Annotated in this window: 7 protein-coding genes; 4 read left to right on the top strand and 3 right to left on the bottom strand. The window is 34.3% G+C overall.

Going from position 1 to position 20,662, the window contains the following annotated elements:
• Positions 1–22: 22 nt before the first annotated feature.
• Together hisD and ACTTA6_RS01455 are read right to left on the bottom strand one after the other, a co-directional pair.
• Positions 23–1,303, bottom strand: coding sequence for a histidinol dehydrogenase (hisD, locus tag ACTTA6_RS01450; RefSeq protein WP_440618257.1), 1,281 nt, complete (start codon positions 1,301–1,303; stop codon positions 23–25).
• Between the two features lie 61 nt (positions 1,304–1,364).
• Positions 1,365–2,276 (bottom strand): bifunctional enoyl-CoA hydratase/phosphate acetyltransferase, encoded by a 912-nt coding sequence (locus ACTTA6_RS01455; protein WP_440618258.1) that lies wholly within the window; start codon positions 2,274–2,276, stop codon positions 1,365–1,367.
• An 80-nt stretch (positions 2,277–2,356) separates the two neighbouring features.
• Here ACTTA6_RS01455 and ACTTA6_RS01460 point away from each other — a divergent pair, with 80 nt between their 5' ends.
• Positions 2,357–3,208, top strand: coding sequence for a bile acid:sodium symporter family protein (locus ACTTA6_RS01460; RefSeq protein ID WP_440618259.1), 852 nt, complete (start codon positions 2,357–2,359; stop codon positions 3,206–3,208).
• On the opposite strand, the gene ACTTA6_RS01465 is transcribed toward ACTTA6_RS01460, so the two are convergent.
• Entirely contained in the window at positions 3,201–4,157 is a 957-nt protein-coding gene (locus ACTTA6_RS01465) for a MarR family transcriptional regulator (protein WP_440680354.1), read from the bottom strand. The genes ACTTA6_RS01460 and ACTTA6_RS01465 overlap by 8 nt on opposite strands.
• A 160-nt stretch (positions 4,158–4,317) precedes the next feature.
• On the opposite strand from ACTTA6_RS01465, the gene ACTTA6_RS01470 reads away from it, so the two are divergent.
• From ACTTA6_RS01470 to ACTTA6_RS01480, 3 genes are read left to right on the top strand one after another with little or no spacing between them, the layout of a single operon-like run.
• Positions 4,318–6,612, top strand: a complete 2,295-nt coding sequence (locus ACTTA6_RS01470) for a TolC family protein (protein WP_440680355.1) — start codon at positions 4,318–4,320, stop codon at positions 6,610–6,612.
• Between the two features lie 35 nt (positions 6,613–6,647).
• Positions 6,648–6,911 carry a hypothetical protein gene (locus ACTTA6_RS01475; protein ID WP_440618262.1) on the top strand — a complete coding sequence of 88 codons (264 nt, stop codon included), beginning with the start codon at positions 6,648–6,650 and terminating at the stop codon, positions 6,909–6,911.
• Complete coding sequence (locus tag ACTTA6_RS01480; protein WP_440680356.1) at positions 6,912–20,648, top strand: VCBS domain-containing protein; 13,737 nt, start codon at positions 6,912–6,914, stop codon at positions 20,646–20,648.
• The last annotated feature ends 14 nt before the right edge of the window (positions 20,649–20,662 follow it).

The raw sequence follows: 20,662 nt of genomic DNA on the forward strand, positions 1-20,662 counted from the left end.
TAAATCCTATTTAATAAATTGTTTAGTAACCGTATTTTTTCAATCTAACATCACCAGTTCTTGCATGAGCTTCCATTCCTTCATATCTTGAAAGTCTAGCAGCAGCTGCTCCAACAAGTTCAGTAGATTCTTTTGTCATTCTTTGGAAACTTAAAGTTTTGATAAATTTACCAACAAACAAACCACCCGTATATCTTCCAGCACCTTTAGTTGGAAGAATATGATTTGTTCCTGAACATTTATCACCATAAGCAACAGTTGTTTCTTCACCAATAAATAAAGAACCGTAATTTTTTAATCTTTTGTGGAACCATTCTAAGTTTTTAGTTTGAACTTCTAAGTGCTCAGGTGCGTACTCATCACTAATTGTCGCCATTTCCTCGTCTGTATCACAAAGAACAACTTCTCCGTAATCTCTCCAAGCAGCTTCTGCATTAGTTCTTGGTAACTCTGGAAGATCAGCAATAAGCTCAGGTACTCTTTTAATAACCTTTTCTGCTAATTCTTTACTTGTTGTCCAAAGCCAAGCTGGTGAATTGTATCCATGCTCTGCTTGTCCAACTAAATCTACTGCAACGATTTCTGGATCTGCATTTTCATCAGCAATAATTCCTATTTCTGTTGGACCTGCAAATAAATCAATCCCTACTTTACCAAATAAAATTCTTTTAGCTTCAGCAACAAATTGGTTTCCAGGACCTACCAATATATCAGCTGGTGCATTTCCAAATAAACCATTGGTCATTGCAGCTATTGCTTGAACACCACCTAGGTTCATAATTACATCTGCACCACAAAGATCGGCAGTATAAACAATAGTTGGATGAACACCAACACTAGGTTTTGGAGAGCTACATACTAAAATATTTTTAACTCCAGCTACTTTTGCAGTTGTTACACTCATTACTGCAGATGCAATGTGAGCATATCTTCCAGCAGGTACATAACATCCAGCGGTATTAACAGGAATTAATCTTTGTCCTGCATATAAACCTTCAGACAATTCAACTTCAAAGTCTTGACCATAATTTTTTAATTGAGCTTCCGCAAATTTTCTCACTCTTTCATGAGCGAACTGAACATCATCTTTAGTTTTTTGATCTAAATTTTTTTTAATATCTTCAATTTTTTCTTTAGAGATAACCACTTCACCTTCATACTTATCAAATTTTTTAGAAAGTTCTTTGCAACCTTCTTCTTTACTTGTCTCAATATCTTTAAGAATATTTTCAACTATTTCTCTAGTTTTTGTATCATCAGTTGATGATGTTTTTGGTGATTTCTTTAAGTATGTAATTGCCATTTCTCTCCTTTTAAAATTTAAAGTTTTTTAGGATAATTTCTTATAAAATTCAATTAATCATTTAGTCCAAAGCTACTACTGCCGCAGCTATAGATGCCAATCTTGCTTGAGCTTCATCTGATCTACTAGTTATTACAACCGGGACTTTTCCTCCCACCACAACTCCTGCAGCACATGCACCCATAAAATAAATCATCATTTTAACTAGGGCATTTCCGGTTTCAACACTTGGTACTAATAATACATCAGCTTCTCCTGCAACTAAATTTTTAATACCTTTAATACCAGCAGATTTTTTTGAAATACTATTATCAAAAGCTAAAGGTCCAAAAACATCTGCATTCAAATTTTCTTCTTTAGCAAGCTTTGTTATTTCAGCTGCTTCAATTGAACTTGGCACACTTTCTAAAACTTCTTCAGTTGCAGACAATACAGAAACTTTTGGTCTTTCAATTCCTATACGATTTGAAAAATTTATTACATTTTTAAGAATATGCATTTTAGTTTTAACATTTGGCAAAACATTTAAAGCGCCATCAGTTATTATTAATGGCTTATCCTCTTTATCAACTGTCATATGCCAGATATGACTTAATCTAGTTTTACCTAATAAGTTATACTCTCGTTTTAAAACTTCTTTCATAAGAACGTCAGTATGAATATGTCCTTTAACAATTATTTTAACTTTATCTTCACTAGCAAGTTTAGCTGCAATTTTTGCAGTATTGTTTTCAACTGGCTCATGAATAAGTTCGTATTTTGAAATATCCCAACTAAGTTCCTCAGCACATTTTTGTATCTCAACTTCATGACCGATAAAAACTGGTTCAATTAGATTTTCATTTACAGCATCCTGAATAGATAACATAGGTAAAGGTTTACCAGCATTTACAACTGCAACCTTAACTCCTTTTTTACTAAGAGCTATATCTAAAAGTTTATTTGGACAGACAATTTCTTTGTTTGAAAGCATTATTTACAATTATATTACAATTTATAAATGTATATAGAAATTATATTTTAAAAGTTAACATTTCATTGTAAGTTTAAATTGTGGAGATAGTAACTAAAATAGCACCAATAATCCTGGCTTTAATAATGTTAGGCTTAGGTTTAGGTTTGAAGTTTGAAGATTTTTCAAGAGTGTTCAAATCTCCAAAAGATTTTATTGTTGGTTTTATTTCCCAATTAATAATTCTTCCTATCGTTGCTTACTTATTAATTATAATTTTAAGAACGCCTCCAGAAATAGCAATTGGGGTAATGATTATAGCAGCAGCTCCTGGAGGAGTTACCTCAAATGTGATGACTAAGTTTGCAGATGGAGATGTTGCCTTATCAATATCGCTTACTGCTGTAATTAGTTTGTTGAGCATAATCACAGTTCCATTAATTATATTTACATCTGCAGATTTACTTGGAATCACTGAAGTTTCAAAAAATATTTCAATGAGCGGTATAGCTATAAAAATGTTTTTAGTTGTAACGGTACCTGTTATTTTAGGAATGATAATTAGAAGGTTTGCTGAAAATTTCATATCTTCTAAAGTTGAAATATTCAATAAGCTTAACATCATATTATTTGCTATTTTTTTTGTAGCTGCATTTTATTCAGAAAGAGATAGTTTTTTAACTTTTATAAAACAAGCAGGATTGATTGCCTTAATTTTAAATATATCAATGATGGTTATTGCATATTATATCGCAAAAGCTTTTGCTTCAGGTGTTAAGCAAATGAGATGTATAGCTTTAGAATGTGGGCTACAAAATGGTACTTTGGCACTTTTTGTTTCTACTCAAATATTTGGTACTGATATCTTATATGCATTACCAACAGGTGCTTATGCATTAATCATGTATATAACTGGATTTATTTTTATCTTTTTTTTAAGGAGATCTAATTAATTTTAATTTGATTTAAAACTCTAAGAATTAACTCAGAAAGCATATCTAAAGTTTTTTCTTGCTCTTTTTTTCCACTTATACTTGTCTCTCTAGACAGATTTACAGAAATTAATTTTTTTTCATTATAATTCATCCATCCAGCTTTAATTAATTTGTTTAGTTTTCTAACAACCGTTGGTCTTGGTATACCTGTGATATCTGAAATCGACATAGCATTTAACCCAACACTATCAGCTTCACTTATCTCTTCTACCCATTTTTTTGCAGTTAATTTTTTTAATCCAAAGCTTTTATTTGTTGCAGCGTTAGCAAATACTAATAATCCAATGCATACCAATTCATAATCTTTAAACATCTTTTTCCATCTAATATAGTAAGCAAAAATAAATTTATAAAATTGGTACCAACAAAAAGAAAATTGTTCTTTAATCTTTTTTGAAACTTCATCAGGATTATAAAATTTATCAATTTTGTTTTCATTCACTAGAATTTTAGATGAAATTGAAATCAACAAAGAAAGATGTCTTAAAGATTTTATAGGTTTTACAGTTTCATATGCAGATCTATCGATAAAAATTTTTTTATTTTTTCTTTTTATTACTCCTCGTTTTTCCAATTCTGCAACCTTTCTTCTTGCGCTTTCTTTAGGAATTAGAAGGTCTTTAGCAATTTTGATGATCTTTATTTCCTCAATTTCTAGTGTTTTGTCTTTATAAAAACTTTCGAAGTCAATAAGAACGTTGTTTTCTCTATAAAATTTGAAGTCATTATTGACCAAATATATTAGGATTATGTATGTGTCTATATCCTTAAAGTTACTGTATGCACCAATAAGCCAATCAGAAACAAATCTAAAAAATATAGGGCTTAAAGTGTTGTAATTTTTACCTATCAGTATTCTCAAATACGATTCATTAACAGCTGAAGATATACTTGGTATTTTTTTCATAATAAAAAACCCAATATGGACAAGCTGTTGATTATAGTCAACCCATTTTGGACAAATTAATTTTTAGTGTCTTAGTTGAATAATTAGCCCAAATTTTAAAAAAAACCCATTCTGAGCGTTAATTTTTACACTGTAAAAAATCAATGTTTAATATTTTATAATGCTCAATAATTTAATAAAAACAACATTAATTGTATTATTAATCGCTTTAACTTCTTGTTCTTCAAGATCGCCCGAACCACTTGCAATTGATACTTTAGAAATATCTGCCAAAGAAGATATCAAGAAAATATCAGAAATTAGAGAACAAAACGAAATACTCAAAAACAATTTAGATATTGATTTATATAAAGCGATTGCACTTGCAATTGAGAATAATAAAGACATTAAGATAAAATTATTCGAAACAGCACTAGCAAATCAACAACTAGAAGACATTAAGTTTGATATGCTTCCCTCGATGTCAGCTGATGCGGGTTACACAGGAAGTGAAAAATATCAATCAAGCACTAGTGCAACGGTAGGCTCAAACGATACTGCAGGAAGCAAAGGATCTTCATATTCCACATCAAGAACAAAAGATGTGTTTGAGCAAAATGTAGGTTTTGCATGGAATGCGCTTGATTTTGGTTTATCATATATAAGAGCAGGCCAAAGTGCAGATAGGTATTTAATTGCTAAAGAAATTGAAAAAAAATCAACTAACAACATTGCAAAAGAGGTAATCCAAGCTTATTGGAATGCGCTTTCAGCACAAAAATTAATTAAAAAGTATGATCCGTTAATTAAAAAAGTTAACCAAGCACTTGGTGATTCTCGAAAAATTGAAGAGATGCTATTGCAAAAACCAATGGACGCACTTTTATATCAAAAAGAATTATTAGATATTAAAAGAGCACTCATCAGTCAAAGACAAACATTAATTAATGCGAAAATAACTTTAGGAGGATTGATGGGGCTACTGCCCAATCAAGAATATAATTTAGTTAAAACAAGCAAACCGATCAATATTCTGGATATGAAACTAAAGAATATGGAGAGACATGCTTTAATAAATAGAACTGAATTGTTAGAAAACAGATATCAAGAAAGAATTTCATTAGCAGAAACTAAAGCGGGTATAAGATCATTGTTACCAAGTTTTAATTTAAATGCAAGTTACACAAGTTCATCAAATAATTATTTACAAAATAAACAAAACTTTGAGTACGGTTCGTCAATTGGTGCAAACTTATTAAATGTTTTTAGAGCACCCTCAATTAAAAAGGTAAACGAAGCAAATACAGCAATTATCAGAGAGCAAAGACTTGCTCTATCAATGGCGGTGCTGTCACAAGTTCACTTAGCTAATATTGATTTTCAAATGAGTATGGAAGAATATGAAACAGCTGATCGTTATTATTCAGTATCAAAAAAAATTGCTAACCAAGTAAGGAACGCTCAAAAAATTGCAAGATTTGGTGATCTAGAAATAATTAGAGAAGATGCAAGTTCATTAGTTGCTGAACTTAGAAAAGATATTGCATTTGCTAAGATGCAATACTCGGTCGCCCAAGTTTATACTTCAGTTGGAGTAGATGTTGTTAGAAAAGAAAATTTTGAGGACTGTAATCTTTATATTTGCGATACTGAATTATATGCAGGAGAAATTGAAGATTTATTTGATGAATTAGGTGAAAGTTATATATCTGAAGTAATCAAGCCTATTCAAAAACAAAACCCTGTTGTTGAGAATTATAACCAAGGTTTTGATAAATTTACATTTGCGAAAAATACATTTAAACTTCAAGGTAAGGGGCAACCTCAATATTCCGTAAGATTAGCAAATAATCAACCATTGCCAAATTGGATTGATTTTTTACCAACTCAGAGAACTTTTTTAATTGATAAGCAAAGCAAAGGAGATGCTTATGAATTAGAAATAATTGTTAATGTAAAAAATATTAATACGACAGTAGAGGATAAATTTACTTTAGTAGTTGATGAAAAAATTAAGAAAGAAAAAGATTTAGCTAAACATCAAAGAATAGAAAAAGAAAAGAGATTAAAAGCTCAAAGAATAAATAAGAGTATTTTTAAAAATACAGCATTTGGAACTGAAGAAGCAAAAATTAAAATAAAAAAAGAGATAAAGAAAGCTGAGGAGATAACTAAAGAGCGTTTTGCAGCTTTAGATTTATTTTATGAAAGAGTAGCAATTAAAGATGGCAAGGATTTAAGAGTATTCTCTGATAAAAAAATTAACAAAATGATTATTAAACAAGAGAAAAAAAATAAAAAATTAAGAAAACAACTCGCAAAACAAGAAAAGAAAAAAAATAAAACCAATATTTTTAAAAAGATCAAAAATAAATTACTGAACAAAAAATCTACCAATGAAAAAGAAGCAAATTTAAATATCGAAGAACTTAAAATTAAACAAGATCAAGATCTTTTAATTACAAACAAGTTATGAAAAATAAAAAACTTTAAAATAAGCAAGGTATAGGAATGACTGTTCGAGAGATTAAAAGACATAAATTAAAAAAACCTGCAATCAAAAAAGTTAAAAAGAATATCGAAATCAAAATAAATCCTGCAACTGGTAAAGCGCAAGGTTTTTTATTAAATAAACCAAAGTTCACACTTTCAAAATCTCCAAAAACAAAAGTGGGCCAAACAATTATGGGTAAAATTAGTATCATTAAAAAGAGAACTAATAACACTGTTGTAACCCCTGGAAAAAAAATATCTGGAAAATTGAAATCAAATTAAATGATTAAAAAACGTGAAAGGAAGCAAAAAATATTTATTGAAGCGCTAGAGCAACGGATAATGCTTGATGGTGCTGGAGCTGTAACTTTTTTAGATTTAATTGATGATCGTAACCAGCAAGAGATAAAAAAAAACTCTAAAATAATCGATACCTCAAAAGAAAATAATGAAGTGCCTTTTGCAAATGTAGCAAGAGATCAGTCAAGAAAAAGCGTGGTGTTTATTGATAGTGCGGTGCCTGATTATGAAACAATCATTAGTTCTTTTAAAGAAAACACAGAATTTTATTTAATCAATTCCAATGAAGATGGTTTTAAAAAGATAGATCAAATCCTAACAGATAGAAAAGAAATTGATGCTTTACACATCATTGGTCACGGTTCTGCTGGAGAAATATTATTTGGTAATGCATTTTTAAATAATGATACTATTGCTAATTATCAAGCAACTTTAGCATCCATTGGTCAATCATTAACAAGTAGTGGTGATATTTTATTTTATGGTTGTAATGTAGCAAGCACAGATCAAGGTGAACTTTTAATAAAGAAGATTTCAGAAATAACAAAAGCAGACATTGCAGCTTCAGATGATGTTACTGGTAAAGGTGGTGATTGGGTTTTAGAAAACAAATTCGGTATTGTTGAAACTAAAAATGTTCAAGTTTTAGATTACAATCATTCACTTGGATCATTGTCTACTGTGAGCAGTCCATCAGGTACTGGAATTACTCACAAAGATAATAACGTTACAATAATGGATCATACAACTAATAATCTCAACGTAGGTTTGGGGAGTGGCGGTGCTTATTCAACTATTGGAGCTAATTTTGGTATAGTTTTGGAGAGAGAAAATGTTTCTATATCTTCTGGTGATCATATTTCAGACGTTGATGTTGATACTAGTGACACTTTGGATGATCCTACTAGTTCACCAAATTCTGAAATACAAGGTGGAGCTGATCAGACAGCCTCCGAGGATATGACAGTTAATTCTTATCTTATGATGCATGTAAACGGCGCAGATAAAAATGCATTAAATGATGCTGGTGAGGTCGTGTTTGGTGGAGAAATAGTTGGTATTTTATTTGATCAAGCCCACACAAGAGCCCAAACTGTTGATGGTAATACATTTCATAGTAATAGTTTTATTTATAATTTTACAAATTCTGGTGGAAGTTCAAATGCGATAGATACTGATGGCGCAAGAATTATTGAAGGTAACGGTAGTACTCAAAACTTTTTTAATTCTTATAAAACCTCTATTTCCAGTACCCTTAGTAATGCAGATATGGAGTGGGTATCAGTTGGTAATCATGGTAGTGGAACAAACAATGTTTTGCAGTTTGGATCTGATAATGGTGCACTCAAACATGGAGACTATATAAGAATTCTTGTTAAGCAATCAAATTCAGCTCCAACAGCATCTGATGGTACTGTTTACATAAATGAAAATAACCAAGTTTCTTCTGCGGGAGATAGAACACCATCAAATATAACAAAAGTTTTTTCAGCAAGTGATTTTAATTTTTCTGACACAGATGGTGACAGTTTATCAAAAATTCAAATTACCTCATTAGAAAGTTCTGGTGATTTAGAATATTCAACCAATGGATCCACTTGGAGCGATGTTACTACAAATTTAGAGATTAGTGCTGCAAATTTAGGAAATGGATATTTAAGATTTACACCAGCTGCAAATTCAGAAAGTGATGTAACTTTTGGATTTAAAGTTCACGATGGAACTGAGTACAGCTCATCAGCTTACACAATGACAGTATCTGTTAACGCTGCACCAAATGTAACAGATACTACAGTTGCAGGAACTGTTTCAGCAGGAGCAACTACTTCAAGTGCAGATATTCATGATATTGTAGCTGATAGTGATGATAATGATAGTGTTTTAGTTGTAACAGGTGTTGCATCAGGAAATGAAAGCTCGAATAATACAATAATTACAAATAATACTGGGGTTGGCTCAGCAGTAACAGGTACTTACGGATCTTTAACAGTAGCTGCTAATGGAACTTATACCTATACAGCAAGTGCATCGAATAATATTTCTCACGGTTCAACAGCAACAGACACATTTACATTTACAACTCGTGATAACGAAACTAACTCTGGCTCTTTTGCTTACGATGTTGGTACAATTACTTTTACTGTTGCTTCTAGTAATAATGCACCTGTAGCAGTTAATGACACTGATAGCATTACCGAAGGTGCAACGGAAGACGTTAAATCTGATGGAAATCATCTATTAAACGATGATACAGATGCTGATAGTGATAGCTTAGTAGTGACACATATTAGATCAGGCTCAAATTCTGATCAAGCAGTTAGCTCAGGAACTAATTATAGTAACGGAACATCGATAACAACTTCTTATGGTACTTTAGTAGTTGGTGCAGATGGTACATATAGATATACAGCATCAGGATCAGCTTCAAATGCTTTGGCTGCTGGTGCTACTGCAACAGATACTTTTACTTACACAATATCAGATGGGAATGGTGGAACAGATACTGCAACATTAATTTATACAATTACGGGTGTTAACGACAATCCATCAGCAACAGCAGACACGGGTTATATTGCTGAAGACAGTACATTAACTGTTGCAGATGGAGCTTCAGCTAATGATCAAGATAGCGATAGTGATTACAATAGTGCTACAGGAGATCATACAGGTGATGTTTTAGGAAATGATACTGATGCAGATACAGCAAACACATTAACAATTACAAGTATTACCGCAACAACAGCGGGTGGAAGTGCGCAAACTACTTTTACAAGCAACACTGAAACAGTTACAGGATCTTATGGTACTCTAACAATTAATTCTAATGGTTCATACTCTTATGCAGCAACCGCGGACGCAGCAGATGCGCTTGATGCAGGTGATACAATTACTGATGTATTTACTTATATAGTTTCTGATGGAACAGCAACAGCCACATCCACGTTAACAATTACTATCGCAGGGATTAACGATGCACCAGTAGCTCAAGATGACGTTGGTGTTATAGTTGAAGGTGGAACTTTAACAGTTGCAAACAGTGCCAATGCTAATGTTTCAGGATCTTATGATGCAACAGGTGAAAATTCTGGGGATGTAATTGATACAAGTTCTGCATCACATTCAGACTCTGATGCAGATGCAAGCTCTTCCTTAACAGTTACTGCTATTCGAAAAGGACAAGAAGGTGGAAGTGGTGACTCTGGAACAGTTGGAGTTGCGCTTACGGGTACTTATGGCCAATTAACAATCGCAGCGGATGGATCTTATAGTTATATTGCAAACCAAAGTGCTGCAAACGCTTTAGCAGCAGGTGAAAGTGCTAATGATTATTTTACCTATACTGTCTCAGATGGTACTGCAACTGATACTGCACAAATCACAATAACTGTTCTTGGTTCAAATGATGCGCCTAGTGCAACAGCTGATACAGGTTATATCCAAGAAGGAAAAACATTAACAGTTGCAGATGGAGCTTCAGCTAACGATGCTGATAGTAGTTCTAATACAAATGATGCAACAGGAGATCATTCAGGTGATATTTCTGCAAATGATACTGATCCTGATACAAATGATACATTAACTATTACAACATACTCACACACAAGTTCTACGGGTCAAGGTGGAGCTGCTGGTGGATCAAATAGTAATAGTGGTACTGCAGGAACTGATAGTGTTGTGGGTGCTTATGGTACGTTAGATTTAGAAGCAAATGGTTCTTATACTTATACAGCAAACTCAGACATTACTGATTTAGAAACAGATGATGAAACATTTACAGATGTCTTTACTTACACACTTTCAGATGGAACAACTACTACTACTGCAACCATCACCATTACTATTGAAGCTTCAGGAGATGTAACTGCACAAAACGATACGGGTACAGTTAATGAAGATGCAACTCTAACAGTTTCTAATAGTGGTAATGCAACAAGTGTGGCTACAGCTACATTCAGTTCCTCAGATTCAAAATCTCTCAGTGGCCTATCAACCCGATCTTCTGGTGTAGTATTTAATGATGATGGAACCAAAGTGTATACCTCTGATGCTCTTAATTCTAGAATATATGAATTCCCTCTATCAACTGCCTTTGATGTATCCACCGCAGGTAGTTCTTCTAATTTTAGCCATGGTACAAATGCGAATTCTGTATCGTTTAATAATGATGGAACAAAAATGTTTGTACTACAAGCTACTGGTCATGAACTTACCGCAGTATCAATTGTAAGAGAATACGGTCTTTCAACAGCATTTGATGTAACCACTGCAAATACTTATACAGCAGGTACCCTTACTACCCAAGATTCAGTTATGACCGGGTTAACTTTTAATAACGATGGAACCAAGATGTTCACCACTGGTCTCAATAATGATAGTGTATATGAATACGCCCTGAGTTCGGCTTTCGACGTTTCAACACTTTCATATACTGATAGTGTTAGTGTTTCATCTCAAGATACATCTCCACAAGAAATAAAATTTAATAACGATGGAACAAAAATGTATATCTCAGGTTCTGTAGGTAGTGAAATTCACGAATACACGTTGTCAATTGCTTTTGATATTTCATCTACCGTTACCTATAAAGGTGCTTATGATGTTGACCCTGCAGAGAGTCATACTGGGGCGGTGGGTTTTTCTTTTAATAATGATGGAACAATACTATTTACTACAGGTACTGCTAGCGCTAAAATTAACGAACATAATTTAACAACTCCTTTCAGCCTAGTGGATGTCTCTGGGGAAAATACTGGAGATGTTATTGATACAAGCTCAGGATCTAATTCAGATAGTGATGCTGATAGTGATACATTAACTATTACAGCCATTAGAACAGGTTCATCAGAGGGAAGTGGCACAGCAGGTACAGTTGGTGCTGCACTTACTGGTACATATGGTCAATTAACAATTAATGCTAATGGTTCTTATACTTATGTTGCCAATCAAGCAGCAGCTGATGCTTTAGATCCAGGTGATACTGTAACAGATACGTTCAATTACACAGTTTCAGATGGTAATGGTGAAGATGATATTGCTGTTTTAACAATTACAGTTGTTGGTATTAATGATGCTCCAACTGCAGTAGATGATACTGACTCAGTTACAGCTGGAAACACAGTTACTGATACCACAAATAGTGCTGGAACTTTAGTTTCAGATGATACAGATCCTGATGCAAGTTCAAGCTTATACATTACACAAGTAACACCATCAGGAGGATCTGCATCCCAACTTACATACAACTCTACAAAAACTTCAAATGCTACAAATATTTCAGGATCTAAAGGTACTTTAACTATTGGATCAGATGGTAGTTATTCTTATGCTGCAAACTCTGATGCAACAACAGGAAATGATGTTTTCACCTATACTTTAACGGATGGAACATCCACAACGACAGCTACATTAACCATTTCAGTTACGGCTATCTCAAATAATGCACCAACAGCATCTAACTCAACTGTTTATATTAATGAAAATAACCAAGTATCTTCTGCAGGAGATAGAACACCATCAAATATCACAAAAATATTTGCAGCGAGTGATTTCAACTATTCAGACAGTGACAGTGATAGTTTGTCAAAAATTCAAATTACTACATTAGAAAGTGCAGGTGCATTAGAATATTCATCTGATGGATCAACATGGACTGATGTAACTTTAAACCAAGAAATTACAGCAACTGATATTGGTAACAATAAATTAAGATTTACACCAGCAGCAAATTCAGAAAGTGATGTAACTTTTGGATTTAAAGTTCACGATGGAACTGAGTACAGCTCATCAGCTTACACAATGACAGTATCTGTTAATGCTGCCCCTAATGTAACTGATACTACAGTTGCAGGAACTGTTGCTGCAGGAGCAACTACTTCAAGTGCTGATATTCATGATATTGTAGCTGATAGTGATGATAATGATAGTGTTTTAGTTGTAACAGGTGTTGCATCAGGAAATGAAAGCTCGAATAATACAATTATAACTGATGCAACAGGAGTTGGCTCAGCTGTATCAGGCACTTATGGTTCTTTAACAGTTGCTGCAGATGGAACTTATACATATACAGCAAGTGCAACTAATAGTATTGCATTTGGTGCAACTGCAACTGATACCTTTACATTTACAACTCGTGATAATGAAACAAATTCAGGTTCATTTGCTTATGATGTTGGTACAATTACATTTACTGTTGGAAGTTCAATTTCTTTAACTGATGATACTGATAGTGTTAACGAAGATGCAACGGTAACAAAAACTGGTGCACAAGATGATGTTTTAAACGATGATACAGCCGATAGTAATGGTTTAGTTGTAACTCATATTAAAAAAGATGGTGGATCAAACTCAGCAGTTACAAGTAGTAGTACTTATAATTCAAATGGAACATCAGTTACAGGTACTTACGGTACTCTAACAATTGGTGCAGATGGTTCTTATACTTATACAGCTGATCAAGCTGCAGCTGATGCGTTAGATGCAAGTGATCAAGTAACTGATGTTTTTGTTTACACAGCAGATGGCGATACAGCAAATTTAACTATCACAGTTACAGGTGTTAATGATGCACCAGTTGCTCAAGATGACGTTGGTGTAATTAGAGAGAATGCAACATTAACAGTTGCAAATAGTGCTAATGCAAATGTTTCAGGATCTTATGATGCAACAGGTGAACATTCAGGAGATGTAATTGATACAAGCTCAGCCTCACATACTGATAGTGATGCTGATGACAGTGCTTCTTTAACTATCACAGAAATTAGAACTGGAGCCACTGAAAACGCAGGTACAGCAGGTACAGTTGGTGCTGCTTTAACAGGAACTTATGGTCGATTAACAATTAATGCAAACGGTTCATATTCTTATGTAGCAGATCAAGCTGCTGCAGAAGCTTTAGATGATAGCGAGTCGGCAGTAGATAGTTTCAATTATACTTTATCAGATGGAACAGATACCGACTTTGGAGTAATTAGAATTACAGTCCTTGGTTCAAATGATGCGCCTACAGCTGTTAATGATACCGATACTGCAACAGAAGGATCTGTTACAACAGTAACAGGATCTGAAGATGATGTTTTAAATGATGACAGCGATGTTGATGTTGAAACAATTACAGTAACAAATATCTCTCACACTAATGGAAATTCAGGAAGTGTAACAGCAAGCACTACTTATTCTAATGGTCAATCTATTGCTGGTACTTATGGTACTTTAGTAATCGGTGCAGATGGTTCTTATGAATTTACACCAAATGATGTTTTAGGTGCTAGTGAGACAGGTAATGATGTTTTCACTTACACAGTTTCAGATGGTACAACAACTGATACAGCTACACTAACAATTACCACAACAGGTGCTAATGATACTCCAGTTGCTGATAATGAAACAGGTGCTGTAAATGAAGATGCAACTTTAACAGTTACAGATGGAACTTCAGATTTATTACATGGTGATACCGATGCTGATAGTAGTGACACTTTAACAATAACAACTTATTCTCATACATCAGCTACAGATCAAGGTGGAGGAAGTGCATCAACTGGAAACGGCAATAGTAACACTGCTGGTAGCGGAGCTGTTGTTGGTTATTATGGTACTTTAACTCTAGCAGCAGACGGGACTTATACTTATGCTGCAGACCAAGATGTTGCAGATGCTCTTGATGCAAGTGATACAGCAACAGATGTATTCACTTATACTGTATCCGATGGTAATGGTGGAACTGATACCGCAACTCTTACAATTACAATAACAGGTGTTAATGATGATCCAGTTGCAAATGTTGACACAGGTGCAGTTAATGAAGATGCTACACTTACAGTATCAAGTGCTGCAAGTGGTGTTATTCAGGATAATGATACAGACGCTGACACAGATGATACTGTTTCTTCATTAGAAATAACTACAATTACATTTAATGGTTCAGACTCGGCAGTAACTAGTGGAAGTACATATAATTCTGGGACACCAACTTCAGTTACCGGAACATATGGTACACTTACAATTGGTGCTGATGGTACTTATAGTTATATTGCAGATCAGTCAGCAGCTGATGATTTAGATGCAAGTGACACTGCAACAGATGTCTTTACTTACACACTATCCGATGGAACTGGCACAGATACAGCTACCCTAACAATTACAGTTACAGGAATAAATGACGCTCCAGTTGCAGTCAACGATACGGATGCAGTTAATGAAGATGCAACGGTTACTCAAAGTTCAGGTGCAGGATTATTAGTTGCTGATGACACTGATGCTGATGATAGTGCATCGTTAACTGTCACTCAAATTGCTGTTACCGGTGGATCTAATTCAGCTGTTAGTTCTGGAAGTTCATATAATTCTAGTGGAACATCAATAACAGGAACTTACGGTACGTTAACTGTAGGTGCAGATGGTACCTATACTTATGTTGCAGACCAAGCAGCAGCTGATGCTTTAGATGCAAGTGATACTGAAACTGATAGCTTTACTTATACAATGTCAGATGGCACAGCCACAGATACTGCTACATTGATTATAACTGTCACAGGTGTCAATGATGATCCAGTAGGTGTTGCAGATACAGATTCTGTTCAAGTAAGTAGTACTGTTACAGACACAACAAACAGTGCAGGTACTGTTATATCAGATGATACAGATGCAGACGATAGTTCTTCTTTAACTGTTACAGCCATTCAGCATAGTGGAGCAGGAAGTGCTACTTCTGTAACTGCTGGAACAACTAGAGCAGATGGTGCTTCAAGCGTTGGTACTTATGGTACTTTAACCATCGGTGCCGATGGTTCTTATTCTTATGTTGCAGGTTCAAGTGTTGGAACAGATGTATTTACTTACACAGTTTCTGATGGAACAGCTACAGTAACAACTACTTTAACTTTTACTGTTAGCAATGGAAATCCTCCAGTAGGTGTCAATGACACAGATAGTGTCAATGAAGATGCCACAGTTACTCAAAGTTCGGGGGCTAGTTTGTTAGTTGCAGATGATACTGATGCAGACGGCAACTCATTAACAGTTACACAAATTGCAGTTACAGGAGGATCCAATTCAGCTGTTTCTTCAGGTAGCACATATAATTCAAGTGGTACACAGGTTACAGGAACTTATGGTCAATTAACTGTAGGTGCTGATGGTTCTTACACATATACAGCTAATCAAAGTGCTGCGGATGATTTAGATGCAGGTGATACTGTTACTGATAGTTTTACTTACACAGTATCAGATGGAACTAACACAGATACAGCAACATTAATTATTACAGTAACAGGTATTAATGATGATCCAGTTGCAGTAAATGATACTGATGCAGTCAATGAAGATGCAACGGTTACACATTTAACAAATAGTGCAGGCACTTTAATTTCAGATGATACCGATGCAGATGATAGTGCCTCTTTAACAGTAACTCAAATTGCCGTTACAGGCGGATCTAATAGTTCAGTTGCAAGTTCAAGTTCTTATAATTCTAATGGTACTTCAATAACCGGTACTTATGGTACTTTAGTAGTAGGTGCTGATGGTACTTATAGTTATATTGCAGATCAGTCAGCAGCTGATGATTTAGATGCAAGTGATACGGCTACTGATAGCTTTACTTATACTGTCTCAGATGGAACAGCTACAGACACTGCAACAATTATCATTACAGTGACAGGAATAAATGACGCTCCAGTTGCAGTCAACGATACGGATGCAGTTAATGAGGATGCAACAGTAACACAAAGTTCAGGCTCAAGTTTATTAATGGCTGATGATACAGATGCTGATGATGATGACAGCTTCACAGTTACACAAATTGCAGTAACCGGAGGTTCTAACAGTGCTGTAACAAGTGGTAGTTCTTATAATTCAAACGGAAAAACAGTTACAGGAACTTATGGTCAATTAACTGTTGGTGCAGATGGTACTTATACTTATGTAGCCAATCAAAGTGCAGCAGATGATTTAGATGCAAGTGATACTGTAACTGATAGTTTCACTTATACAATATCTGATGGTGATGCTACAGACACTGCAACATTAATTATTACAGTAACAGGGGTTAATGATGATCCAGTTGCGGATAATGAAACTGGTGCGGTTAATGAAGATGCAACACTAACAGTTACTGATGGGACTTCTGACTTGTTACATGGTGATACTGATGCAGATGATAGTGCATCGTTAACAATTTCTGCAATTAGAACTGGAGCTGAAGGAGCAAGTGGAACTGCTGGCTCAATTGGCTCAGGTTTAACAGGTACTTATGGAACTTTAACTGTAGCAGCAGATGGAACTTATACATACATTGCAGATCAAAGTGCTGCTGATGATTTAGATGCAGGTGATACTGCAACAGATGTATTTACATATACAGTATCAGATGGAACTGCAACCGATACAGCAACACTTACAATTACCATTACAGGTGTTAATGATGCTCCAGTTGCAGTCAACGATACGGGTGCAGTAAATGAAGATGCAACACTGACTGTTTCAAGTGCTGCTAGCGGAGTTGTTCAAGATAATGATACCGATCCTGATACAGATGATACTGCAGCATCACTTGTTGTTTCTCAAATAGCTGTAAGTGGCGGATCTAACTCAGCAGTAAATTCTGGGAGCACTTATAATTCTGGTACACCTACAACAGTTACTGGAACATATGGACAATTAACAATTGGTGCAGATGGTACTTATACTTATGTAGCCAATCAAAGTGCTGCAGATGATTTAGATGCAGGTGATACTGTTACTGATAGTTTCACGTATACAATATCTGATGGAACCGCGACAGACACCGCAACATTAATTATTACAGTAACAGGGGTTAATGATGTGCCAACTGCTTCGAATAAAACAGTAACTACAAATGAAGATACAGCTTATGTATTTTCAGCATCTGACTTTGGATATACAGATGCGGATGACGATGATGCTTTAGTAAGTATAAAAATTACTACACTAGAAGATGCGGGTGCTTTACAATATTATAATGGAAGTACTTGGGTAGATGTAACTTTAAATCAAGTTATAACAGCAACGGACATTGCTGCAAATAAATTGAGATTTAACCCAGCTGCAGATGAAAACGGATCTTCTTACACTACTTTTAATTTTACAGTAAACGATGGGGATTCAGATAGTGCTACTCCTAACACAATTACTGTAAATGTTACTCCTGTTAATGATGCACCAGTAGCGGACAATGAAACAGGTGCAGTTAATGAAGATGCAACACTAACCGTTACAGATGGAACATCAGATGTTTTACATGGTGATACTGATGCTGACAGTGACACTTTAACAGTTACTTTAATTGGTATAGGCACAAACTCTGATCAAGCAGTTGCATCGTCAAGTACATATAATTCTAATGGAACAACTGTAACAGGTACATATGGACAATTAACAATTGGTGCAGATGGTACTTATACTTATGTAGCCAATCAATCTGCAGCAGATGATCTAGATGGATCAGATACAGCAACTGATACGTTTACATACACTGTTTCAGACGGTAATGGTGGAACTGATACTGCTACGTTAACCTTTACAGTTACAGGAGTTAATGATGTTCCAACAGCAGCAGATAACACAGTTACAACTACAGAAGATACTCCATATGTATTTAGCACATCTGACTTTGGTTATACCGATGCAGATGATGATGATGCATTGGTAAGTGTTAAAATTACAACTTTAGAAGATGACGGTGCGCTTCAATACTATAACGGTACAACTTGGACAGATGTAACCTTAAATCAAGTAATAACTACAACTGATATTTCAAATGGATATTTAAGATTAAATCCTGATGCAAATGACAATGGCTCGCCTTATACAACATTTGCTTTTACTGTTAATGATGGAGATGCAGATAGTGCTACTCCTAATACTATGACAATCAATGTGACATCAGCAAACGACGATCCAGTTTCAGATAATGAAAGCAATTCTGTTACAGAAGGTAATACTTTAACAGTCACAGATGGTAGTGATGATTTATTAGATGGGGATACTGATACAGACGGTGATACTTTAACTGTTTCAGGTATTAGAACGGGTAGAGAAAGTGGTAGTGGTACATCAGGCACAATTGGATCTGCATTAACAGGAACTTATGGAACATTAACTGTCAATTCAGATGGAACGTATACTTACACACCTAATGATATTTTAGGAGCAGGTGACACAGGTAGAGAATATTTCACATACACAGTTTCAGATGGTAATGGAGGAACTGATACTGCAGAATTAGCATTTGTTGTAACTGGTATTAATGATGATCCAGTTGCTACGAATGATAGTAATACAATAGATATTTCAACAAGTTCAACTTTAACAGCAATTAATAATTCAATTAAAGATGTATTAACAAATGACAGTGATGTCGATGTCGGTGATACTTTAACTGTATCTGCAATTAGAACAGGTGCTACTGAAGGAGCAGGAACAGCTGGAACAATTGGTAGTGGTCTTGAGGGCACTTATGGAACATTAACTATGAATGCTAATGGTAGCTACACTTATGTGGTTAATGCTGGGCTTAAAGATACACTAGATCCTGGTCAAATTGTTTTTGAATATTTCAATTATACTTTGGCTGATGATAATTCAGGTACTGATACTGGCTCAATAATTGTTAAATTACAAAATGGTGGAGCAAAAGTTAATGAAATAAAAGAACAAAAAGCTGAAAAGAGAATTGAAAAAAAAATAAAGAAAGAATCTAAAGTTACAATCAGAAAACTAAAAGTAGAAGGTGATAACGAAGTAGAATTAAGTTTAAATAAATTTGAATTTGAAAAAACTATTAGAAAAACTTCATATTCACAAGGTTTAAAACTAGTAGATCTTGTTGCTGAAACCGAAAGTGTTCAATTATCAGATGGTGCGTTAGCAAAAGTTAACGCTAAAGAAAAATCAGATGCATTAAAACTTAACTTTAAGGTTATGAATGAAATTGATAACGAGATTATAAAGTTTGAAGGTAAAATGGCTGATGGTTCTGATTTACCAAGTTGGATCAAAGTTAATTCTAAAACAGGTAAAACCACAACAACTATTCCAGATGGTGTAGATAAACTTGATATTATTATTATTGCAACCGATAAGAAAAATGAGACAAGAGAAATCACTATTGAAATTGATCCAGAGCAAATCAAAAGAGATAAACAAATTGTAAAAGTCGCTAAAAAAGTAAATGCATTAATTTCAGTTGGCTCAGATGGAAATATTAATTTAATTAGACAAAAAGCAGATGGCACAATTGATACTGTTCCTACACAAAACTTAAACTTTAATAATCAAAGAGATATCAAAGATATTATTGAAGCCTTCAAACCTGAGAGAATTTTCCAATTAAGAGCGATTAATAATGGAACAGACATAGCTATTAATCTTTCAACTGAGATTTTAGGAAGTTTTGAGAGAATAAAACTTGTTTTAAAAGATGGATCAGAAGTTCCAGAATGGTTAGAATATGATCAGGCAACAGGTGAAATTATAGCTGCAAATCCACCAGAAGATCTATCATTATTAGAATTAAAATTAATTATCGAAAGAGATGGTGAGATAATCGTTAAAGATTTAGAAATTGATTTAGGAAACACTGATGTCTCAGAGTTTATTGATCTTGAAGAAAAAAATAAGTTTGTTGCATTTAACGACCAATTAGAGAGAGAATTTAATGATTGGGATGATTATGGCAATAATTTCATTAATAGATTATAATTTTTACTAATTTC

This window comes from Candidatus Pelagibacter sp. HIMB1636 (genome assembly GCF_052047675.1).
GTDB lineage: Bacteria > Pseudomonadota > Alphaproteobacteria > Pelagibacterales > Pelagibacteraceae > Pelagibacter.